The sequence below is a fragment of the Flavobacterium sp. 9 genome, assembly GCF_002754195.1.
Lineage (GTDB): Bacteria > Bacteroidota > Bacteroidia > Flavobacteriales > Flavobacteriaceae > Flavobacterium.
In genome coordinates this window covers 6,179,822-6,199,424 of the sequence record NZ_PEEU01000001.1, presented here as the reverse complement: position 1 = coordinate 6,199,424, position 19,603 = coordinate 6,179,822, and the positions used below count along the sequence as shown (strand labels likewise).

General features: G+C 29.0%; 24 protein-coding genes and 1 tRNA gene. 9 read left to right on the top strand and 16 right to left on the bottom strand.

Going from position 1 to position 19,603, the window contains the following annotated elements:
* The first annotated feature begins 110 nt into the window (after positions 1–110).
* A tRNA-Val gene (locus CLU81_RS26005) sits at positions 111–185 on the top strand.
* 60 nt (positions 186–245) lie between these two features.
* On the opposite strand, the gene CLU81_RS26000 is transcribed toward CLU81_RS26005, so the two are convergent.
* Together CLU81_RS26000 and CLU81_RS25995 are read right to left on the bottom strand one after the other, a co-directional pair.
* The gene (locus CLU81_RS26000) at positions 246–1,328 is read right to left on the bottom strand and encodes a nuclease-related domain-containing protein (RefSeq protein ID WP_099712499.1); all 1,083 of its coding nucleotides are present in this window, start codon (positions 1,326–1,328) and stop codon (positions 246–248) included.
* 215 nt (positions 1,329–1,543) lie between these two features.
* Complete coding sequence (locus tag CLU81_RS25995; protein WP_233209774.1) at positions 1,544–2,035, bottom strand: GNAT family N-acetyltransferase; 492 nt, start codon at positions 2,033–2,035, stop codon at positions 1,544–1,546.
* Between the two features lie 177 nt (positions 2,036–2,212).
* Between CLU81_RS25995 and CLU81_RS25990 the strand changes: the two genes are divergently transcribed.
* Positions 2,213–2,635 (top strand): hypothetical protein, encoded by a 423-nt coding sequence (locus CLU81_RS25990; protein WP_099712497.1) that lies wholly within the window; start codon positions 2,213–2,215, stop codon positions 2,633–2,635.
* A gap of 41 nt (positions 2,636–2,676) precedes the next feature.
* Here the strand turns inward: CLU81_RS25990 and CLU81_RS25985 are convergent, their stop codons facing one another.
* The gene (locus tag CLU81_RS25985; protein ID WP_144444572.1) at positions 2,677–3,357 is read right to left on the bottom strand and encodes a hypothetical protein; all 681 of its coding nucleotides are present in this window, start codon (positions 3,355–3,357) and stop codon (positions 2,677–2,679) included.
* A 2-nt stretch (positions 3,358–3,359) separates the two neighbouring features.
* On the bottom strand, positions 3,360–3,986 hold the full coding sequence (locus tag CLU81_RS25980; RefSeq protein ID WP_099712495.1) for a hypothetical protein: 627 nt from the start codon (positions 3,984–3,986) through the stop codon (positions 3,360–3,362).
* Positions 3,987–4,355: 369 nt separating this feature from the next.
* Here CLU81_RS25980 and CLU81_RS25975 point away from each other — a divergent pair, with 369 nt between their 5' ends.
* Positions 4,356–4,763, top strand: coding sequence for a helix-turn-helix domain-containing protein (locus CLU81_RS25975; RefSeq protein ID WP_099712494.1), 408 nt, complete (start codon positions 4,356–4,358; stop codon positions 4,761–4,763).
* 95 nt (positions 4,764–4,858) lie between these two features.
* On the opposite strand, the gene CLU81_RS25970 is transcribed toward CLU81_RS25975, so the two are convergent.
* Positions 4,859–5,230 (bottom strand): hypothetical protein, encoded by a 372-nt coding sequence (locus tag CLU81_RS25970; RefSeq protein WP_144444571.1) that lies wholly within the window; start codon positions 5,228–5,230, stop codon positions 4,859–4,861.
* Between the two features lies 1 nt (position 5,231).
* The gene (locus tag CLU81_RS25965; protein WP_099712492.1) at positions 5,232–5,699 is read right to left on the bottom strand and encodes a hypothetical protein; all 468 of its coding nucleotides are present in this window, start codon (positions 5,697–5,699) and stop codon (positions 5,232–5,234) included.
* 183 nt (positions 5,700–5,882) lie between these two features.
* On the opposite strand from CLU81_RS25965, the gene CLU81_RS25960 reads away from it, so the two are divergent.
* Positions 5,883–6,551, top strand: a complete 669-nt coding sequence (locus CLU81_RS25960; RefSeq protein WP_099712491.1) for a hypothetical protein — start codon at positions 5,883–5,885, stop codon at positions 6,549–6,551.
* 5 nt (positions 6,552–6,556) lie between these two features.
* On the opposite strand, the gene CLU81_RS25955 is transcribed toward CLU81_RS25960, so the two are convergent.
* From CLU81_RS25955 to CLU81_RS25925, 7 genes are all read right to left on the bottom strand, one after another.
* Positions 6,557–7,198, bottom strand: coding sequence for a hypothetical protein (locus CLU81_RS25955; RefSeq protein WP_099712490.1), 642 nt, complete (start codon positions 7,196–7,198; stop codon positions 6,557–6,559).
* Positions 7,199–7,221: 23 nt separating this feature from the next.
* A complete protein-coding gene (locus CLU81_RS25950; protein WP_099712489.1) occupies positions 7,222–7,482 on the bottom strand; it encodes a hypothetical protein in 261 nt (86 codons plus the stop codon).
* A gap of 45 nt (positions 7,483–7,527) precedes the next feature.
* On the bottom strand, positions 7,528–8,010 hold the full coding sequence (locus CLU81_RS25945; RefSeq protein WP_099712488.1) for a hypothetical protein: 483 nt from the start codon (positions 8,008–8,010) through the stop codon (positions 7,528–7,530).
* 47 nt (positions 8,011–8,057) lie between these two features.
* The gene (locus CLU81_RS25940) at positions 8,058–8,408 is read right to left on the bottom strand and encodes a hypothetical protein (protein WP_099712487.1); all 351 of its coding nucleotides are present in this window, start codon (positions 8,406–8,408) and stop codon (positions 8,058–8,060) included.
* Between the two features lie 2 nt (positions 8,409–8,410).
* A complete protein-coding gene (locus CLU81_RS25935) occupies positions 8,411–8,824 on the bottom strand; it encodes a carboxypeptidase-like regulatory domain-containing protein (protein WP_099712486.1) in 414 nt (137 codons plus the stop codon).
* A gap of 18 nt (positions 8,825–8,842) precedes the next feature.
* The gene (locus CLU81_RS25930) at positions 8,843–10,660 is read right to left on the bottom strand and encodes a hypothetical protein (RefSeq protein ID WP_099712485.1); all 1,818 of its coding nucleotides are present in this window, start codon (positions 10,658–10,660) and stop codon (positions 8,843–8,845) included.
* Between the two features lie 228 nt (positions 10,661–10,888).
* A complete protein-coding gene (locus CLU81_RS25925) occupies positions 10,889–11,758 on the bottom strand; it encodes a DMT family transporter (RefSeq protein ID WP_099712484.1) in 870 nt (289 codons plus the stop codon).
* A gap of 377 nt (positions 11,759–12,135) precedes the next feature.
* Between CLU81_RS25925 and CLU81_RS25920 the strand changes: the two genes are divergently transcribed.
* From CLU81_RS25920 to CLU81_RS25905, 4 genes are all read left to right on the top strand, one after another.
* Entirely contained in the window at positions 12,136–13,341 is a 1,206-nt protein-coding gene (locus CLU81_RS25920) for a PQQ-binding-like beta-propeller repeat protein (protein ID WP_099712483.1), read from the top strand.
* Positions 13,342–13,407: 66 nt separating this feature from the next.
* On the top strand, positions 13,408–13,809 hold the full coding sequence (locus CLU81_RS25915) for a DUF5958 family protein (protein ID WP_099712482.1): 402 nt from the start codon (positions 13,408–13,410) through the stop codon (positions 13,807–13,809).
* 71 nt (positions 13,810–13,880) lie between these two features.
* Positions 13,881–14,747 (top strand): chromate resistance protein ChrB domain-containing protein, encoded by an 867-nt coding sequence (locus CLU81_RS25910; protein WP_099712481.1) that lies wholly within the window; start codon positions 13,881–13,883, stop codon positions 14,745–14,747.
* Between the two features lie 59 nt (positions 14,748–14,806).
* Complete coding sequence (locus CLU81_RS25905; RefSeq protein ID WP_099712480.1) at positions 14,807–15,304, top strand: hypothetical protein; 498 nt, start codon at positions 14,807–14,809, stop codon at positions 15,302–15,304.
* A gap of 71 nt (positions 15,305–15,375) precedes the next feature.
* On the opposite strand, the gene CLU81_RS25900 is transcribed toward CLU81_RS25905, so the two are convergent.
* Positions 15,376–15,801 carry a hypothetical protein gene (locus CLU81_RS25900; protein WP_099712479.1) on the bottom strand — a complete coding sequence of 142 codons (426 nt, stop codon included), beginning with the start codon at positions 15,799–15,801 and terminating at the stop codon, positions 15,376–15,378.
* A gap of 20 nt (positions 15,802–15,821) precedes the next feature.
* On the bottom strand, positions 15,822–16,610 hold the full coding sequence (locus CLU81_RS25895) for a TlpA disulfide reductase family protein (RefSeq protein ID WP_099712478.1): 789 nt from the start codon (positions 16,608–16,610) through the stop codon (positions 15,822–15,824).
* A 314-nt stretch (positions 16,611–16,924) separates the two neighbouring features.
* Between CLU81_RS25895 and lepB the strand changes: the two genes are divergently transcribed.
* Positions 16,925–18,532, top strand: a complete 1,608-nt coding sequence (gene lepB / locus CLU81_RS25890) for a signal peptidase I (protein WP_099712477.1) — start codon at positions 16,925–16,927, stop codon at positions 18,530–18,532.
* A gap of 33 nt (positions 18,533–18,565) precedes the next feature.
* Here lepB and CLU81_RS25885 read toward each other — a convergent pair whose 3' ends face one another.
* The gene (locus CLU81_RS25885; RefSeq protein WP_099712476.1) at positions 18,566–19,600 is read right to left on the bottom strand and encodes a hypothetical protein; all 1,035 of its coding nucleotides are present in this window, start codon (positions 19,598–19,600) and stop codon (positions 18,566–18,568) included.
* Positions 19,601–19,603: the final 3 nt, after the last annotated feature.

Below are 19,603 nucleotides of genomic sequence, written 5' to 3'. Positions count from 1 at the left end.
ATGCGATTATGAATAATTATTTCATTTTTTTTCTAAAAACACTTGCAAATACAAAATCTAGCTGTATATTTGCACTCGCAATCACAAAATGATAGCAGCCTAATAAAATAGGGCGATTAGCTCAGCTGGTTCAGAGCACCTCGTTTACACCGAGGGGGTCGGGGGTTCGAACCCCTCATCGCCCACAAAAAACTCCTTAAGAAATTAAGGAGTTTTTTTTATTCAAAATTTTAATATTGAAATTTTTATTTCATTTCACCCATTCCTAAAAGAATTTCAGTAATCCTATTTGTCTCAGTATATGAAAATATTGGTTTAAAATATTTAACGTAACTAACAAGTTCATTGACAGTCAAAATCTTAACATACTGAAACTCTTCTTTTGGTTTTGCGCTAGTGAATACAATGAGATTTTTGATTGGTATTTTTTTCTCCCCCCAATGATGTATGTCTAAACCTAAATGATAATTAGTAATCTCATTATTTAACAAATAAAATAACGCAAAATTTGACCTTTTAATTTGCTCAATTGGGGAACGTAAACTCAAATTTTTTAATGATTTTTCACTCCAATTCTTTGTCTCAATAAGAAATATTCCTGATGGTCCAACAAGTATATGGTCAATTTGAACAGACTTTATATAATCATTTTCATTTCTATTAAAGATAGCAGGGAAAAATGAAACTGTAAAATCATTAATCAAAAAATACTCGTCAGATAAATTTTCTAATATTTTAACAACTTTTTGCTCTCCTAACGCACCATATATAAAACTGTCAAGCTCGTCCACTGTCTTTTTTTTTCTTTCAAGTTCTAGTAAAGAATGTTGAACGCTTTGCGCTACCGCTTCATTAAAATGTGACGTTATGAATTGATAACGATTGCTTTTGATTCGGTAATCTGCAACAAGTTTACTTATTGACCTTTTCACTACAATGTCAAAATTATGTTCTTCGTTTTTAATTTTTCTTTTATAGTTCCAATGTTTTAAAGGATTTGCTAGTTTCTGAAATAAATTTATTGAAACAGTGCTTATTAAAGTTTCAAGTTCTTGTTTCAGCTGTTCAATTTCATTTGTCAATATCTGAACTGACTGCTGTCTTTGGATTTCGATTGCTACATTTAAATCAGTTAAATCTTTATTTAGTCGTTTTTTTTCTTCTTCAATTAGATTTTCGTGATGAGAAATTAATTGCTGTCGGAAAATTGCATATGATTTTTGAAAATCGAGAACTTCTTTTAATGACTTAAAGTCATAGATTTTTTTTTCCTCTAAATGTAATTTTAAAGTCGTCAGCGAACCAATCTTATTATAAGTCCTGCACATTTCATCTACCTTTTGTTAATTGTTAGGTATCATTACTTATTATTCCCTACAAATTAATTATTATAAAAAACAGCATCAATACAACTTTTTAAGACAGATCTTAATTATACGTTGCTATTTATCAAGCTAATATAAGAAATATTTTCACTCTTATGATTGATCGCAATTCTTGAAATATTTCACCAAAACCCTCTTAAATTAGAGCCTTAACAACGCTAAATCATCAATCTAAATAAAATAAGATTTGGATTGTTTTCGACTATATCCTCCATTATTTTAAAATTTAATTTCTGAAGAAGTTTAGTTGAACTTTGGTTATCTTTATGTGTTTGTGCATCTATTATCTTTATTCCGTGTGTTTTACTGGCATAATCGATGACCTTTCTCGCAGCTTCAATCATAACTCCCTGACCATGATATTCGATAAGAAGTTCATATCCAATTTCGCATTTCTTTGAATCTTCTATAAAGTCAAAGAGACAAATTGTACCAATTAGTTTATCCTCGCCAGTCTTTGTAATTGCCCAATAAAAAAGTTCCTCATTTTCATTTTCAATTATATTGTTAATGAAATTTAAGGCTTCTTCTAGTGTTTTGCTTGGTTTTCTGCCAAGGAATTTATTTATTTCTTTGTCAGAACGCAATTGCAATATTTCTTCGGAATCATTTTTTGAAAGTTTCCGAAGAGTAAATCTATCAGTGATCAAAATAGGGAAGGTTTGCAAGTTTTTTGGTTTTTATCTAGCTAATATAAGAAATATTTGTACTCTATTTATCGACCTATTATTGATTCGATCGTGATTTCTTTAAATTCTCTAAAAATAATTCGTTAGCAGATTTTTAAAGAATTGTTCTATATTTAGATCATAGAAAAATATCTGTACATGAGAACATTAATTTTACTATTTTTTATTTGTTCATCTATTTTTGGACAAACAAATAAGATCGAAATTTTAAATTTCAATGGAATTTACGAGACAAAATGTGATTCTGTAGATACTGACGGCGAGAAATCGTTTATTCGGTTTTATCCAAATCAAAAAGTAATAACTGTTACAACTGAGTGTGACGCAACTGTATTTGATCTAAAAACCTGGTTCAATCTAAAAAAGGAGGACATTTCTATTGGTAACTATCAAATTAAAAATGACACGATCTTTTTCTCAACGACTAATAAATACGGAACTGTAATATACAAAGGAAAAGTAACCGAAAATGGCGTTCTTCAATTAAAATTAAAAAGTTTAATAAACGGATTTAAAAATAGAAATGAATATCAATTTATAGAAATACCCGATCTAAAATAAAAATAACAATTAACAATTATTACAATGAATTTGCGCCACTATTAATTACATTTCTCAAGTTTTAGCCTTTTCATTTTTCCAACTTCTTCTTCGGTTTCATAGGTGTCTTGTAAATAGTCTCGGTAAACCCATTTGCCATTTTGCTTTTCAAGAAAATCAGTTATTTTGCTAAAAACGGGTACTTTTTCGGTATTAAAATCAAATGAACCTTCGTGAATTCCAAAATGCTTTAATTCTGTCCATTTTTCATTACAAAGCGAATATATTTCACAATTGTTGACTCTGCTAAAGTCTAATTTATCAATTACTAATGCTATTTCGTCTTTATTGTCGCCATTATTATCTCCAATATTAATTAAGCAATAAAGTCCTTGCGCTTCGCCAAGATGCAAAGTGTCGCTGTTATTTTGATTTGTGGTCAAGTACAAATCTGAATCCTGATTGTAAAACCATTTTACTACATTATCCCAATCATTTTGAAAAACATCAGGAGATTTCTCGATTTCAGTTTGTGTTTTCTTCGAAAAATTATGCTGAAAAAGTGTGTCTTGCTTTCCGTTTCCATCAAAATCACCAATTACAAATAGTTTTTGCAATTTACTAAGTTTAATAATCGTGTCTTTATTAGCCGGAATAGGAGCGTGGTAGACTTTCTTTTTACTATTTCGATTACAACTGAAAAGCAATAAAATCAATAAAAATATACAAAGTATTTGCTTCACTGTTATCTTTTAAAAGTTTCCAAATAAGAATTTGTTACATCGCCAATTATAAATCTGTTTTCGATTGCTTGTTCTAATATTTCTGAAGGTTTGCCAAATTTTGCTATCGCTAAATCTATTATTGATTCGATTGTCATTCCTTCCTGAGCCCAATCTTCAATAATTTGAGTTTCAAAAGTATCAGAAAAATAAACGATCTTTTCAGATCCTAAAAACTTAGCAAATGCTTTACTATAATTAAATATAAATTTCCTGTGCGACTCATAGTTCAAGTTTGCGTATTTATGTTCGGGTAAATATAAGATTTCAACAGTTCGTCTATTGAAATATAATAGTCCGAAATAAGTACTTAAGGAATGTGCCATAAAGCCATTTTCATCAACTAATTCCGGGTTTTCATTATTTATCCATGAATTTATGAGATCGTTTTCTGTAAAGTTTTCCCAATTATATTCTTCCTCAAGACTTGATAATACACGTTCAACAGATCCATTATGATCTATTTTACTTTGAATTTCGTCGATATAAACGTCTTTAAGTTCTTTGGATTTGCTTAACGAATAAGGGAATTCAATAATCTCTTTTGATGTTAGATTATGTCCAAATATAATTCTTAAATCAACTCCCATTTTTTTATATTGTTTTAAAATCGCTGCAACACTCGAAAACGATGTGAGCTTTGTGTCATTAATTAGATTTCCTTTTGTGCTAATATAAGAAATCTAATTTCGATTCTTAAAATTACACCAAGAAACCATATTTTTATCAAGACAGAATACAGATATAATACCGATTGTATATTCAATATAGTCCAATTGCATTGTACTATTTTCATATTACATCGGCATTACACCAAAAAAACATTGGAGCAAGACATAAATAGAGTTGGTATAATATCTGACAAATAGATAATTTACGGGATATTTATTTATCTTTGAAATTCAAACTTTTAATCGAAATGGCTTTATATTTAAGCCTTCGGAAAATAGATATTCATTATGGAACAAAAAATACATCAGGGAAGAAATGTAAAACGTTTTAGAGAAATGCTTGGCATCAAACAAGAAGCATTAGCTTTTAATTTGGGAAATGATTGGAATCAAAAGAAAATTTCTGTACTCGAGCAAAAAGATGTAATCGAAGATAATCTGTTGAAACAAATTTCAGGCGCGTTGAGAATTCCTGTTGAAGCGTTTCAGAACTTTGACGAAGAACAAGCAATAAATATCATTTCTAATACTTTTAATGATCACTCTAATGGATACAATTATTATCCAACTTTCAATATAAATCCTGTAGATAAATGGATCGAAGCTTTAGAAGAAATCAAAAGATTAAATCTTGAACTTTTGAAATCTAAAGAGGAACATATTAAAGCTTTAGAGAAATTATTAAAAGATAAATAAACTTTTATACAAGATATATTAATTCAAAAAGAGACTCAGAAAGTCTCTTTTTTGTTTTCGATAAAATTGAATATTAACTATTTTTCTTCAATTTATTATTTTTTATCAGGTTCAAAATAGACGAATTTTCTTTTTGAAGTATGATAATAATCTTTAGATTTAAAACGAGATTTTCTGCGCGTTAAAACACGTTCAAAATTGCATTCATAACGAGGTTTTACAATCCATTTGAAATTCAAATCCGGATCTTTAAATTTTAAAATTCTTTTTCGTCCCTTATCTTCATAATTTCCAACACCAAACCACATTTGTCCATCATCTGTCTGAAAGTAATGTTTAAAGGTACTATCTGCATAAAAAACATACCAATTCGAAAACATCACAGATTTGGACTGTTTCATCACTATACTATCCTGAGCAAACATATTTACTGTAAAAAATAATACAAGGATTGTTATGTATTTCATTTTAATGATTTTGTTTTTTAATTCTTAGAAACAACTCGACAACATACTTTTCGACAAATTCAGAATTTAGAGTTTTACTAAAATATTTTCTGTATTCTTCATCAGTTTTTCCAAATATTGCATTCATTTTTCCGGTAAAGCAAAAATTTTCTTTTCGATTCAACACTTTTCCATTCTCGAATTTGAATATATTCGTACGCCAAAAATCTTCTGGCATTGCACTATTTTCTCTTGTTGAAATTTGATAGGATGATTTCCCAAAACCTGAATAAACAACACTTAATTTGCTTTTGCTTTTTTCAAAATAGCTTTCGGTTACAAATGTTTTTCCTTCATAAATAGAAACTTGAACTTGTATACTGTCCATTTTTATATTTTCAGACTTTAATAATTTAGGCTTTTCGTGTACATTCTTAGCAAACAAATACAAACTATTAAAAAGTAGAAAAAGTAGTATTGTGCTTTTCATATTTTTTATTTTTTAAATCTTAGGTTCTGAAAATCCTTACGAAAATATGGAGTTTTTTTTGGATCTATTAAAAAACATTTCATTTTATTGTTTTAAAAATCTCAAAAAAGACTAATAATAAGCTTAATTTAGTTCTAAACGTTGTAACACAAAATCATTCTACAAGCAAATAAAAATTTCATAATGAAAAACCTCTTAATTATAATCACGCTGCTAACTTTTTGTATAAATAGTCTAACAGCACAAACCGAAAAAACTATCAATAAAAGAGGAGGTAACATTTATTATGGAAATTATGCCAAAGAATTAAGATCAGAAAAAAGTTTGTCAGAAAATGTACAATCTAATTTGAAAGGATATTTGAATAAGATTTTGCCAACAATTATTGACAGCATCACATTTTCTCATGGTCAAATTATAGATTTAAAAAAAATGTTCGAAAAAGAGCCTTCAACTTATAATAATTCCAGAATAATACCAGCGTATGAACTAAGTTTTTACTTAAGAGATAAATCAATTGGCATAAAAAATTATTATTTAGAGATTAAACTTGATGAATATGGACAAATATTAGAAACTAATTGGCCTAAAGAAACTCTTGTCTTTGAGAAATTCAAAACTTTAACAGAAATTGAAACAGCAGCTTTAAAACACATTACATCTAAAAATATTGAATATCAATCCTATAAATTCGATTTGATCTATAAAAAAGAAACCAACAAATTATTTTGGATTATCACATTTCTAACTAAAACTGAAGGAACCCGAAATGAATATTATGAAATAGAATTTCCATGGAATTCATTAAAAATTTCAGATGAAGGTTTTGGATATCAACAAATTGTAAATTAGAGCGTTTATTTCTTTAATGTTAAATTCTTTAAACTAATACTTCCACACTGAATTTCTTTATTGTTTATTTTATAATAAAGATTTTGTCCTTTTAGACTAAGTTCTGTTCGCAAAACTCCACCAACACCTTCAAACAAACGCAACGTTACAAGATAAAAAGCACTCGATTCTTTTGGTTTAATAGTTCTTTTTAGCGAAGACGGTTTATCAATGTTTTTATCAAAAAAAGGCTTTAAATCTGTCAAACCATAATTAAACAAAGACACTTTTTCAAACGTCATTGTATCTTTAGGAATCAACACTTTAAAGTATTTACCCGGAAGTGTCGGAATCTCAAATGAATCTGGAGGAAAGTCAATATTCAGTTCAAGAGGATTATCTGTTTTATTACTTATTTGGGTCCAGAATACAGCGTAAACATATACATCGCCTTTAGAATCCGTATATCTTATTCCGCCTTTCGGAAAGCTGTTTTGTATTGTTAAACTTCCACCGTTAGAATCAGTATATACATATTTGGTGCAAACATTTTTATCTAGTTTTTTACTTTGGACATTTTTTACCGAAACTGACGTTGATTTATTATCCTTTTTACAGGAAAAAAGCCCGGTTGTTACCAAAATCAATATTGCGATACACTTTTTCATTTTTCTATAAGGCTTATTTGCTATTAGTGACAATATACAATCTCTATTTTGTCGTCTATTTTTTCTATTTCGTTTCTGAAATCTTCAATTAATTCAGTTCTTCTTCCCAGATTCACAGAATAGTCTACAAATCCCTCCATAAAATCTATACCTTGTTGTACAAACAATAAGAGCTTTCGTTCACTACAATAATTGTCTAAGATATTTGTAATATGATCCAGATATTCCTCGCCAGTTTTACCCTTTAATTCTATTCTATACATTATTGGTAGTTCTATATTCATGATGTGACTTTGTATTTATTATAATTTTAAATCAAACTAAATATATTAATTAGGAAGTTTCTTTAAATAAAATTTTGCAATTCTTTTCGAACCTTTAGCTCTTCGAACAATTTTGCCTGTTTGCATATGATAAACCAAAAGTTTATTGTGTTTTATTTTATATTTTAAATGATACGGAATTCCATTTTCATTTTTTAAATCATACAAATGCATATTTTGAAACTGATTTGTATCAATTGGCATTTCCATCAATTCATCAAATGATAAAGTATCTGCTGCTGTATCGTATTTTAGTTTGTCAAACTTTATATAGGCAATATTTCTTGATATTTTAAATTTCCCTGTCAATTCTTCATTCATTAAATCCCCGGCCATTTTATATTTAACCGTACTATCGGCATTAAATTTTATTGCAGTTACAAAAAAACCAAGTTGCGCAAAATTAGACCTATAAGTTCCGTAAATATTTCTATTTGAATTGCATGAAACAAATAAGAACAATAGGAGTAGGAGAGATAGTTTTTTCATTTATTGGTTTTTATTAGGCTTATAATACACGAATTTGCTTCCTGATGTTATTTAAGATCTACTTGCCAGGTAATTCCATTATTTTCATGAAACATTGGGCAAAGAGTTTTTTTAGTTTCACCTTTATCGTTTACCAGCAACCAATCTGAACTATCTATCAGATCAAGATAGTTATTTGCTTCCTCAATCAATTTATCTTCGTTTTCTACATCACCATTTTCATAAAACAGGCTCACTTCGATAGAATGTTTGATATAATTAGCCAAATGTGGATTCTCAGGAAACTCTGCTAAATAATCAAAAGCATAGATTATGTCTCCAGAACTTCTCATATCCCAATTTGTTTCTGTCAGAGATCCAATTAAAGTTTCCTTGAAATACAAATCATACGTCTTCATATCTATTTGTTTGTTTTATTATTTACTGTTTTTATGTCTTTCTCAGAAATTGTCTTCATCATTTGCAAATACTGAGCTTTTTCTTTTTTACGATTACGAGGTACATCAGGCGCGATTACTTCTTGAATTGGTTCATCTTGCATTAAAATCACATTTATTTGATCTTTATTTGCGATAATTTTCTCCGGACACATTCCCACATAAGTAAAAACCAAAAATTGATCTGAATTAACTTTTATAGTGTAGTTGCCATCAAAATCTGTTTGAGTACCCTTTTTTGTTCCATCAATAGTAATTGTTGCACCAGGAAGAACTTGCCCAAGATTATCTTTCACAATTCCTTTAACTTCTCTTTTTTGTGCAAAAATTAACTGCGTAAAAAGAGATATCATTAAAACTATTTTTCTCCTTTTCATATCCAAAATTGATTTAGTTTAATTTACACTCTTTTGAGGTCCATTATCGTATACATCCCATTCATCAATATCATTATAGCGTTTTGAAACATGTAATTTTTTGTTTCGCACAATATAAACCTTATTCAAAGACTTGAACTTTTTCAGATCAGGAATTTTTACCAAATCAGGATTTTCACCTAAACGTAGTTCTTTCAGTTTTTTAAATTGTATTAAAGAAGACAGATCTTTTATAGGACTGTTATAAAGTTCAAAAAATTCGAGATTTTCGTTTGTATAAAGAGAAGCAGGAATTTTGGATAAACCATTAAACGCTAAAAATTTTAATTCTTTTAAATTTTTAATCATCGAAATATTGTCAGTTCCACTAATAGCGATTTCTTCGATTTTTTTTGATTTTTCTAAATCTACAGGCAACGAAAAAGCCTTGTTAAGCGAACTGATATGCAATTTTTTTAAACTTTTTAAATTTGAAATTCCGCCCACATTAATCAATCCTTTCATCAATTGAAGTCTTAATTCTATTAGATTCGAATTGCTTGAAAATGAAGATGGAATATTCTTCAATTGATGACATTGGTAGAACTCCACTTTCTCTAAAGATTTCATATCTCGCAGATTAGAAATATCTATCAATTGATTATTATGATCAAAATATACCCCTTTAAGCTTTTCTAATTTATAAAAGTTTGTCGGTAAATCTTTTATTCCAATTTTAGATAGTAACAAATATTCTAAAGAAGTATTGCTGCAAATTCCATCAATGCTTGTAAGATTTGGAAGACCTGATAAAGTTATTCTTTTGAAATTGCATTTACTCATGTCAAAATCAATTTTTTCTAAAGATGATAAATCTTTAATCTCGATTTTATCTAATGACGTTATGGTTGATAATGCTTCTATAGAGCTTAAGGAATCGTTTTCTGAAATCGAGAATTCATATAATTTTAGTGCCGAAAAATCACCACTTAATTTTTTTAATCCTGTCTTATATAAATGAAATGAATTAAGTTTTTGATATTTTGCAAGTTCTGATACATCCTCTAACAAAGGCAAAAGATATAAATTTACAGTTCGAAGATCTTTACTATAATTGGAAGGAAACTTTGTCATAGCACCATCATAAATAGTTAGTCTGGTTAGTTTTTGCAATGTACTTATGTTGCCATAATCATTAAAACCAGATCCAGTATATAAATCAAGATCTTCAATAGTATTATTCAATTTAAATCGAGGAAAGCTTTTAAGTTTCTTACAGTAAGATAAAGATATACTGTTTAATTTTTCAATTTTAGTCAAGACATCAATGTTTTCAATATCTGCCCCGTTAATCACTATAAAAGATAAAGAACAAAGTTTTTCAAATTCATCCGGAAGCGTTTTTCCCTTAAAAGAATAAATGGAGAGTAATTTTAGATTTGTAAGATGTCCTAATCCGTCAAGATCCTGAAGATTAGATTGGAAACTAATAGTTAAGTTTTCGAGATTTTTAGCTTTTATATTCGAAAACTCTTTTAGACTAATAAAATTTGGCCCAAATCTAATGCTAAGATCAGTCAAACTATCAAATTCTACAGCACTAAATTTTTTTGGAATCGCTGGCAGATCAATTACAAAAGTTAAAGATTGAAAGGAGGATAAAAGCTCTAATCTTTCTAAATTGGTTGTTGAATCAATGATAAAAGTAAACCTATAATAACGATCATTTTTACCCTTCCCAATTTCAGCTTCTGAAAAATCATTCAGATTCTTGTTAATCTGTACATATCCCGGCTGAGCAAATGTGTAATTTACCAACATCAAAAAAAACAGAATCAATCCTTTTGTTTTCAACATATATTACTTTCTTAAATAAGAATTAAAAAGTCTAAAATATAGATTATTAAATGAAATACCTGAATATTCATCGTTATTATTTATTGATAACAATTGGATGAAAAAGGTTGGGAAGCTAACTGAAAATATTTTTAATAATTTATAACTCGATAATTAAAAACAGAATTAAAATCTAAAACAAAAAAGGCACAAGAACTGAATACTTGTGCCTTTAAAAAAATTTATAATCTATTTGCTTTTCCTTAAAGAAATTACCGATTGCAGAATAACCGAAATCATTACAAAAAACAATCCTATATAAAATGAAGTGTTTACTTGCTTGCTTTCATCAAAAAACATAAATGCCAATACAATTGCATAAATGGGTTCAAGATTGAAACTTAGATTAACCGTAAAAGCAGGAATCTTTTTTAGTACTTCGGCAAAAGAAACATATAGACCAACTGTACAAAAAAGTGACAATAAAATCAGGTAAAAAGTATCCTTCAAATTAGGAATAAGACTTTCTACAGGAAAAAAATAAAGGTAAACAGGAAGTAGAATTCCTAAACCAATAGTGCCGCCAATCATTTGATAATAATTGATAATCATCGAGTTGTAAACTTTCACTAATCTTTCATTATAAATTGTGTAAAGTGCCGCAAAAGCTGACGAAACAACACCCAACGCAATCGCCAACTGATAAGAACTATCAAAATGAAAAATCAGACTGATACCAAACAATGTCAACGCACTTAATAATAATTCGGTGATTCTAAACTTCGACTTTTCAATCAAAGGTTTAAAAATTGCAGTAAAAAAACTTGTCAAACAATAACAAATAACGCCTATAGAAATATTAGAATATTTAATACTTGCATAAAAGAAAACCCAATGTATTGTGATTAGTAAACCTATTTTTGCAATATCAAACTTTTCTTTTAATGTAGTTCGATTAGTAATTTTGAAAAGTTTTAGAATTAGAAACAGAATAACGGCCGAATATAATACTCTGTACCAAGTTAATAAAGCTTCATTAAGGGAAATGAGTTTTCCAAAAATACCGGTAAAGCCGGCTAGTATTACAGCAAAGTGTAATAATAAATATGATTTTTTCATAAATAAATTATCTACCAATCCCGTTAAGGACAAGATTTTAAAATTAAAATTTAATCGAGAATTCTAAGTACAACAAAGCAGCGAATAAAATATTCGAGTCATACTTTTAAATTTCTAAGAAATATTAAAATCTTGGCGGAGGAAGACAACCTTTTCTGTTCATATCTATTTTATTATTGACCGTAAAAATAACAAAAACTTAAACAAATACAAGACTTGATACTGTTTAAAACCAAGGAGATTCAAAAAAATAAATGAACTATAATATCATCTAAATGCTAAAATGATTTTTCACTACATTTGGCATAGATATTATTTTATTTGGCAAGCTTATTGTCAAACAAAAGACATCAAATCATGAACCCCAAATCTTGCAAATGAAAAAAAATCTAATAACTCTTTTACTTGTATTTACAGTTATAAATACGTTTGGGCAAGCGCCAAACACTTCAAAAACCAGCAAAAATAATTATTCAAACAATAAAGAATTAACGGTTAATGATATCGTTACTAATAAAGTAATAAAGGCTGTTGCAAAAGTTCCGTTAGACGAAGCTTTAGTTTTAATTTACGATTATGATGGTTCTCTTTTTGCATTTGATTTAGAATCTGAGACAATCGCCTGGACCGTAAAAGCTACAGATAATCACACCGAAATGTGTGCAAATCAAATAACATTATTAGATGGAGTAGTGTACGTTCCGTTTATTAACGGTGAAATTTTTGCAATTGATAATCAAACCGGAGCTGTTTTCTGGAAAACAAGATTAGGTAATATTACAGATCAAATTATACTAAAAGATCAAATTCCTGTAATTCATGATGGGAAACTGTTTATTACAACGCAAAGCCCAAACAATAACATTTATGCGCTTGATCTAAAAGATGGTAGTTTAATATGGAACTACAAATTAGATTCTACAAACAATGATATTTCGGTTCTCTATTTTGACAACAAAGTTTTTACTCAAAGCGGAACTCAATTCTATAGTTTTGAAGCAAATACAGGAAAACTTATTTACCAAAAAAGCTTTGAAGAACCTATACACGGAAAACCTGTAACAGATGGTGAAAATGTATTTATTGCAAATGAAAAAGATATAGTTTATGCTCTAAGCCCAAATAAACCAGATATTTTATGGCAATTTAAAATAGATGAAAATCAATCTAATATTAAGGATCGTATCGTTTGCAAAGACAAAAAAATATACTTTGCAGCACAAGGAACAACGGTTTCTTCTTTATATGCGTTAGATTCTAAAACGGGAACTCAGCTTTGGAAAACGGACTTTAAAGACGATAATATCGAATACATTCTTGAAGAAAGTGATAATATATTTGGATATACGCACAAAGCAAAACTTTTTCAAATTGACATTACGAATGGAGAAATAGCATTTGAGGCAAAATTGACAACGAAACCTATTTCAAATCTTGAATTTGCAAATGATGATTCCTTGTTTTATTATTCTGATGCAGCTTTAATTCAGTTTGAATTTAAAACAAAAGACGAAAACGAAGTTTATCTCCGAACTTCTATTAAAGACAATGCTTATAGCGCATTTGTAAAGAAAATTAGATAACAAAAGAAGAAAAGCCATTTCCAATATAGAAGTGGCTTTTTTATATAAAATTTGACGTTTGATTAAATGGAAACAATCGAAAAACAAATAAATTTAATAGCTCAAAACAGAATTGAATTTAATGAAGGTGTAAAATTGATTTTGAGCAATTCTGAGTTCGATTTTAAGAAGACATTTGAAAGTTTAAAATTTTTCATTTTTAATTCTATTCCTGAAAAAACCGATTATAATTCAGCTTCTTATCAAAAAGCTATTTTAAGTATTCCGCTCAAGCAAACCTTTACACCAATAGTTATACTTACTAAATTTTCGACTAAAATTGCTTTCATCAAATTAAGTGAATTACCAGAAAGTGAATATGAAAAAATAATTATTTCGCTTCTATGGATTTTTAAAATCACAGATACAGAACGTCGCGAAACGGAATGCAAAAATGGATGTGGACATGATTGGCATGAGATTATTTAATTTTTTGAAGATTACATTTATAAATAAAAATGAAGTAGATTTGAGAACCAAAACGACTTTAATCATTTAAAATGAGGTGGATTACCCGAGAAAGACCAAAAATAGATCGAATTGCATGTCCTTGGTTAATTAAAAAATTTGTTGACCAGGAAGCCGAGTTTTTTTATGTGCCTTTTAGTCTTGTTTTGGACAAAGCCAAAGAACTAAATGCAATTCCGTTTGATATTCCTGATGTCGAGTTTACGCATTATAACGACCAAAGTACATTTGATTACATCGTTAAAAAGTATGAAATCAATGATCCAGCAATTCTAATTATTGCCGGAATTGTTCGCGGCGCAGATACAGATCGGCACGATATAGCCAAAGAATCGGCGGGACTTTGGGCAATTTCTGCGGGACTTTCTTATAATATTACCGACGATTGTAAACTACTGGAAAGCGGAATGATTCTCTACGATGCCTTATATAGTTGGGCAACGCATCTTTATAAACAAAATCATTTACAAAATAGTCCTTTTGAGAATTTGCTTCACGAGGTTTATAATAAATTCCTGAAAGACAAAAAATCTGCAGCCAAAACACCAACTTGGGTCAAAGATTTAAAAGAAATAATTCAAGACCAAATCGATGCTCAATTTGCCTTCGATTTAAAGAAAATTTCGAATGAATTAGATTTAAATCCTTCTTATTTATCAAGGGAATTTTCGAAGCATTTTGAAGATCTGAATTTTGGTGAATACGTTAGAAAACTCCGAATTGAAAAAGCAATCAATCTTATTTCAAACTCAACACATTCCCTAACCGAAATTGCTTACATGACAGGATTTTCAGATCAAAGTCATTTTACACGAATTTTTAAAGCGCATACAGGGAAAAATCCATCTTCTTATCGAAAAAAAACTAAAAAAAGTAATTCAGATACAAAAGGTAAATAAGGTTCTATTTTAAATGAGCCTTGACTTTTAGCTTTGTTTTTATAACTAAGACTAAAACCATGTATTTAAAATTAACTTTTCTGATTACAGTATTATTATCCAGTTTGAATGTTTCTTCGCAAACTACATATCCTAAAATTACGGGTTATTTTGGGATCATGCATCCAATTGTAACTTTCAGCGAAGACGAAACGACTCTTAATTTCAGAGATTATTATGCCGTAGGTTTCCCAACCGGAATTAATATATGGAAAAGCGAAAAAATTGGATTTTCACTTGAATTTGTTCCCAACATAAAAGACGATAACGGAACAAGCAAAGTAACCAATTTATTGTTTCATCCCGGAGTTTTGGTTGCATTAGGAAAAGGATACACTTTTGCAGGAAGACTTGCTTTTGAAACTAGCGGAAGATATGGATTCACGCCCGTATTCAATAAAACAAACATTAAAAGCACCAATTGTAGTTATTATGTAGCCGTTCCGTTGCCGGTTCGTTTTGGCAATGATCATCCGAGCACTTTTACGGTTGGTTTTCAATTTGGAATTGCTTTCTAGAATAAAGAAAACCTCCAAATCTAGCATACTAAATTTGGAGGTTTTATTTTAATTATCATGATAATAAAGGATTACTTCTTGCTTTCAAAAGCATCAGGAATATTTTCATTCAAATAGTTTGAAAGCTTTTCAAAATCTTTAGAATTCCTTTTAGACAAACTGAGTTTAGTTCCTTCCTTCATGTTTAAAACTATAATTAGAGCAGTATTAACTTCCAGAAAATGATATTGAGTTTCTGTCCAACTTGAAACAGCATTTAAGCAATATTTTTTCTGTTTAGAGAATATTTGGCGAGTAACCAGAACATCGTCAATAAGTTTATAATATAAAGTTCTGTTCGCATTCCTAATGTGCAATACTATAGTTATAACAGCAAGCATTACTAATGCTGCTTTTTGCCATAATTCCTGATATCTGTCTAGTAGCATATAAAATGTCGAACCTACAATTAGACTATATAAAACAACTAATAACTTATCTTTTGTAATTTTTTTCATGAAAATCAATTTCTCACCTTTTATTTAGCCAGCAATTTTTCTATTTCTGCCGCCATGTTTTCTAAATTATTCGGAGTATTTCCCATTGATTCAAATTTTATAACGCCTTCTTTGTCTATTATAAAACTTTTAGGAATTGAACCTTTAGCATATTCATTCCATATTTTTGAATTTGGATCAAGTCCAAAATTAAAATCAATACCGTCTTTTCTTAGTTTTTCTACTTTTTTCTGAACTACAGCTTCTTTTTCACCTATTGAAATTGCCAGAAACACAAAATCTTTGTCTTTATTAGGCGTAATGATTTTTGCAGGAATATCATACAATTCCATTAAACAAGGCGCACACCAAGTTGCCCAAAAATTTACCAGAACAACTTTACCCTTTAAATCAGAAAGTTTAACTTCTTTACCGTCTATTAATTTTAATGTAAAATCTTTTGCTTTATCTTCTACATTCAAAATAAACTCGTTTTTGGGTTCAGCTATCTTTTTGAATTGTATTGCCTGAACTTTGGCTTTTTTGTCATTCTCCAGTTTTTCCTGTTCGGTATAAAGCTCAATTTTAAATATAAACTCTCGGTCTCCAATTTTATCCCCAAATTTTTTCGCTAATTCGTCTCTTTCCTTTTCAGAAACTCCTTTGTTCATGGATTTGACATAACCTTCGGCGCCGTATTTTTCGACTTGTGCCATAGTCGAAATCTCGTTGTTAACTAATATTACATATTCTGGTTTTTTAACAACACTGGTTTGTGCATAAAAAGACTGTGACGCTATTACAAGCGCAAAAAGAAGTAATTTTTTCATTTTTTGATTGATTGATTGATTGATGATTTTAGTTCATTTAATAATCGGAATAACAGGTTTAATTGACTTTGATTTAGTCGATTTAGAATCCTAAAATTAAATTTACTGATAACGAATATAAGAAAATTTTTATTCTAAATAATTTAAAACTCACATTGTTAGAATAAATGTTTTTTAACAAATGCTAAAGATCTTATGAATAAGAATTAAAATATTTCAAACCATTCTGTAACATATTAGTTAAAATCATACATATATATGACAGTATATTTTGACTGATTTAAATAATTCAAATAACTAATAAAATTCAATCTATGAATATATCAGAATGGCTCGTTTTTATTTTAATCATGCAATTTATTCATGGTTTATCGACTTGGAAACTTTACTCGAAAGCAGGTAGAAAACCTCTGGAAGCATTTATACCAATTTATAATTTGATTGTTTTGATGAAAATTATAAATCGGCCTCGCTGGTGGGTTTTTCTGCTTTTTATTCCAATTATCAATCTTATTGTAATTCCTGTAGTTTGGGTAGAAACGATTAGAAGTTTCGGAAAAAATTCAAGTTTTGATACTGCTGCAGTTTTGCTAACATTTGGATTTTATATTACTTTTTTGAATTATACTTCTAAAGATCTCACTTACATTGAGAATAGAGATCTAACACCCAGAACAAAAACCGGCGACACAATAAGTTCCCTTTTATTTGCAATTATTGTTGCAACATTGGTTCATACTTATGTGATACAGCCATTTACAATTCCGTCTTCATCATTAGAAAAAACATTATTAATTGGTGATTATCTGTTTGTGAGCAAAATTCATTTCGGAGCAAGAACTCCCATGACTACCGTTGCATTGCCTATGGTTCATGATACAATTCCCTTTATAGGAAAAAAATCTTATTTGTTTAATGATGATGTGACAAAAAAGGAAACATCGATATTAAACAAGTTTCAGTTGCCTTATTTTAGATTTCCGGCGATAGAAACAATCCAACGAAACGAAATTGTAGTTTTCAATCAGCCAGCAGATACGTTGCGCGATATGGATAATTTTAAACCGGATCGAAATTATTATAAACCAATTGATAAAAAAACAAATTTAGTAAAGAGATGTGTCGGAATTCCTGGCGATTCTCTGGAAATTAGAAACGGAGATATTTATATAAACGGAAAATTAAGCATATTACCTCAAAGCGCTAAACCTCAGTTTAATTTTATTGTAGATACAAAAGGTGTTCCCATAAATCAGGATGTTCTGGTAAATTATTATGGCGCAAAAGAAGGCATGAAATATGAAAACGGAGATTTTGCTCAAACCCGTAACGGAGAATATTTTCTAACTCTAACTGATAGCGAAGCAAAAGCAATTGCAAACAATTCGGTTGTTAAAAGCGTTAAGAAATATCTGTCACCAAAGGGACAAAATGAAGACGTTTTTCCGCACGTGGCTTCTTTAGGTTGGAATGTTGACAATTTTGGACCAATTTATATTCCTAGAAAAGGAGCAACTGTCAAATTAGATTTAAAAACACTTCCGTTTTATAAGCGAATTATACAGGAATATGAAAAAAACACTTTAAAAGTAAATGGCAACGAAATTATAATCAACGGAAAAGTAAGCAACAGTTATACTTTCAAACAAGATTATTATTGGATGATGGGGGATAACCGTCAGAATTCTCTGGATGCGCGATTCTGGGGATACGTTCCTTTTGATCACGTATTGGGCAAACCGGTTTTTATTTGGTTTAGCTGGAATAAGGAGGGAAGCGGCTTGAACAAAATAAGATGGAATCGAATTTTTTCTGTCGTAAACGGAAACAGCGAACCTAAATCTTATTTAATTCACTTTTTAGTTTTAGTTTTTCTTTATGTGATAGGAAAGAGAATACTAAAGAAAAAAGTAAAAGAATAATCATTCGTAAAATCATAAAAAAGCTCCATTAGATTATGGAGCTTTTTTTATAACATTTTTAATTTCGTTTGCTATTAATTTTGATGCTATTGGAGACCAATGTGTATCATCAAAAAAGTAAATATCCTTTTGAGTTTTTAATTTTTCAGACAATATTTTCTTTGAATCAATATAGCTATAATCCTTTTTTAATTTCTTAAAGTTTTCAAAGAACAAAGGCTTTGTAAAACTCTTTTTATCAACTATATAATCATAATACATATCGTATTTGTCCGGTGATGGCAACACGATTAGTTTTATATTTTTTTGTTTGAGTTTTCCAGATATTGTATTTAAAATTTCATTGAGTTTTTCTGAATTTTCTACCAAATTATTTTTATTGGTTTGAGTAAAATCCTGATAGAAAAACAGCAATTTATCCGAATTATTACTAAACAAAGATTTACTATTAAGCTGAACATTATAAACCTGTTTATTGGACAAATAATTCTCCTTAAAGAAAAACAGAGTAGACGATAAAGGAAATTTCAGGGTTGCGCTGGAGAAAAAATCATATTTAAAAACCTCTTTTTTGGGTTTAGAATTAGCAACCAAAGTATCGATATCTTTAATAGTTAATTTACTATTAGAATCAATGTTTTCGCTATTATCTATAATAAAGCGTTCCACATTTTGAAGCACAACATACTTGATTTTGTAAGTGTCAAAAAAGTCTCCATTTACTAAATTCATTAACGTCTGAATTTGATTATTCGATATAAATCTGTTAACATGAAGAACTGTAAAATCATTTGCCAATTCATTTTTATATCCTATAGCGCCTTGCTCAGAAAAGGAATCTCCAATGGTAAGAATTTTGAATTTTCTGTGTTTCGATTTAGACAATAACTCATACTTTTTAGTTTTACTAAAATCAAAAGCTTTTCTATAATCCTGATAAATATTTGGTATATAACCAAGTCGCAATAAGTCCGGAGTTTCTTTTGTAGAATAAAACAAAGACGTAATAATGTATAAAGCCAAAAAAGGAACCGTAAACAATAGGGTTTTGAAAATAAATTTTTTCATGGC

Coding starts and splice junctions, on each gene's coding strand:
- CLU81_RS25935 (WP_099712486.1), bottom strand. CDS start 8,824: ATGAAAAGGAGAAAAATAGTTTTAATGATATCTCTTTTTACGCAGTTA.
- CLU81_RS25960 (WP_099712491.1), top strand. CDS start 5,883: ATGAAAAACCTCTTAATTATAATCACGCTGCTAACTTTTTGTATAAAT.
- CLU81_RS25955 (WP_099712490.1), bottom strand. CDS start 7,198: ATGAAAAAGTGTATCGCAATATTGATTTTGGTAACAACCGGGCTTTTT.
- CLU81_RS25980 (WP_099712495.1), bottom strand. CDS start 3,986: ATGGGAGTTGATTTAAGAATTATATTTGGACATAATCTAACATCAAAA.
- CLU81_RS25920 (WP_099712483.1), top strand. CDS start 12,136: ATGAAAAAAAATCTAATAACTCTTTTACTTGTATTTACAGTTATAAAT.
- lepB (WP_099712477.1), top strand. CDS start 16,925: ATGAATATATCAGAATGGCTCGTTTTTATTTTAATCATGCAATTTATT.
- CLU81_RS25885 (WP_099712476.1), bottom strand. CDS start 19,600: ATGAAAAAATTTATTTTCAAAACCCTATTGTTTACGGTTCCTTTTTTG.
- CLU81_RS25965 (WP_099712492.1), bottom strand. CDS start 5,699: ATGAAAAGCACAATACTACTTTTTCTACTTTTTAATAGTTTGTATTTG.
- CLU81_RS25975 (WP_099712494.1), top strand. CDS start 4,356: ATGGAACAAAAAATACATCAGGGAAGAAATGTAAAACGTTTTAGAGAA.
- CLU81_RS25900 (WP_099712479.1), bottom strand. CDS start 15,801: ATGAAAAAAATTACAAAAGATAAGTTATTAGTTGTTTTATATAGTCTA.
- CLU81_RS25895 (WP_099712478.1), bottom strand. CDS start 16,610: ATGAAAAAATTACTTCTTTTTGCGCTTGTAATAGCGTCACAGTCTTTT.
- CLU81_RS25925 (WP_099712484.1), bottom strand. CDS start 11,758: ATGAAAAAATCATATTTATTATTACACTTTGCTGTAATACTAGCCGGC.
- CLU81_RS25905 (WP_099712480.1), top strand. CDS start 14,807: ATGTATTTAAAATTAACTTTTCTGATTACAGTATTATTATCCAGTTTG.
- CLU81_RS25940 (WP_099712487.1), bottom strand. CDS start 8,408: ATGAAGACGTATGATTTGTATTTCAAGGAAACTTTAATTGGATCTCTG.
- CLU81_RS25970 (WP_144444571.1), bottom strand. CDS start 5,230: ATGAAATACATAACAATCCTTGTATTATTTTTTACAGTAAATATGTTT.
- CLU81_RS25945 (WP_099712488.1), bottom strand. CDS start 8,010: ATGAAAAAACTATCTCTCCTACTCCTATTGTTCTTATTTGTTTCATGC.
- CLU81_RS26000 (WP_099712499.1), bottom strand. CDS start 1,328: ATGTGCAGGACTTATAATAAGATTGGTTCGCTGACGACTTTAAAATTA.
- CLU81_RS25915 (WP_099712482.1), top strand. CDS start 13,408: ATGGAAACAATCGAAAAACAAATAAATTTAATAGCTCAAAACAGAATT.
- CLU81_RS25930 (WP_099712485.1), bottom strand. CDS start 10,660: ATGTTGAAAACAAAAGGATTGATTCTGTTTTTTTTGATGTTGGTAAAT.
- CLU81_RS25950 (WP_099712489.1), bottom strand. CDS start 7,482: ATGAATATAGAACTACCAATAATGTATAGAATAGAATTAAAGGGTAAA.
- CLU81_RS25990 (WP_099712497.1), top strand. CDS start 2,213: ATGAGAACATTAATTTTACTATTTTTTATTTGTTCATCTATTTTTGGA.
- CLU81_RS25910 (WP_099712481.1), top strand. CDS start 13,881: ATGAGGTGGATTACCCGAGAAAGACCAAAAATAGATCGAATTGCATGT.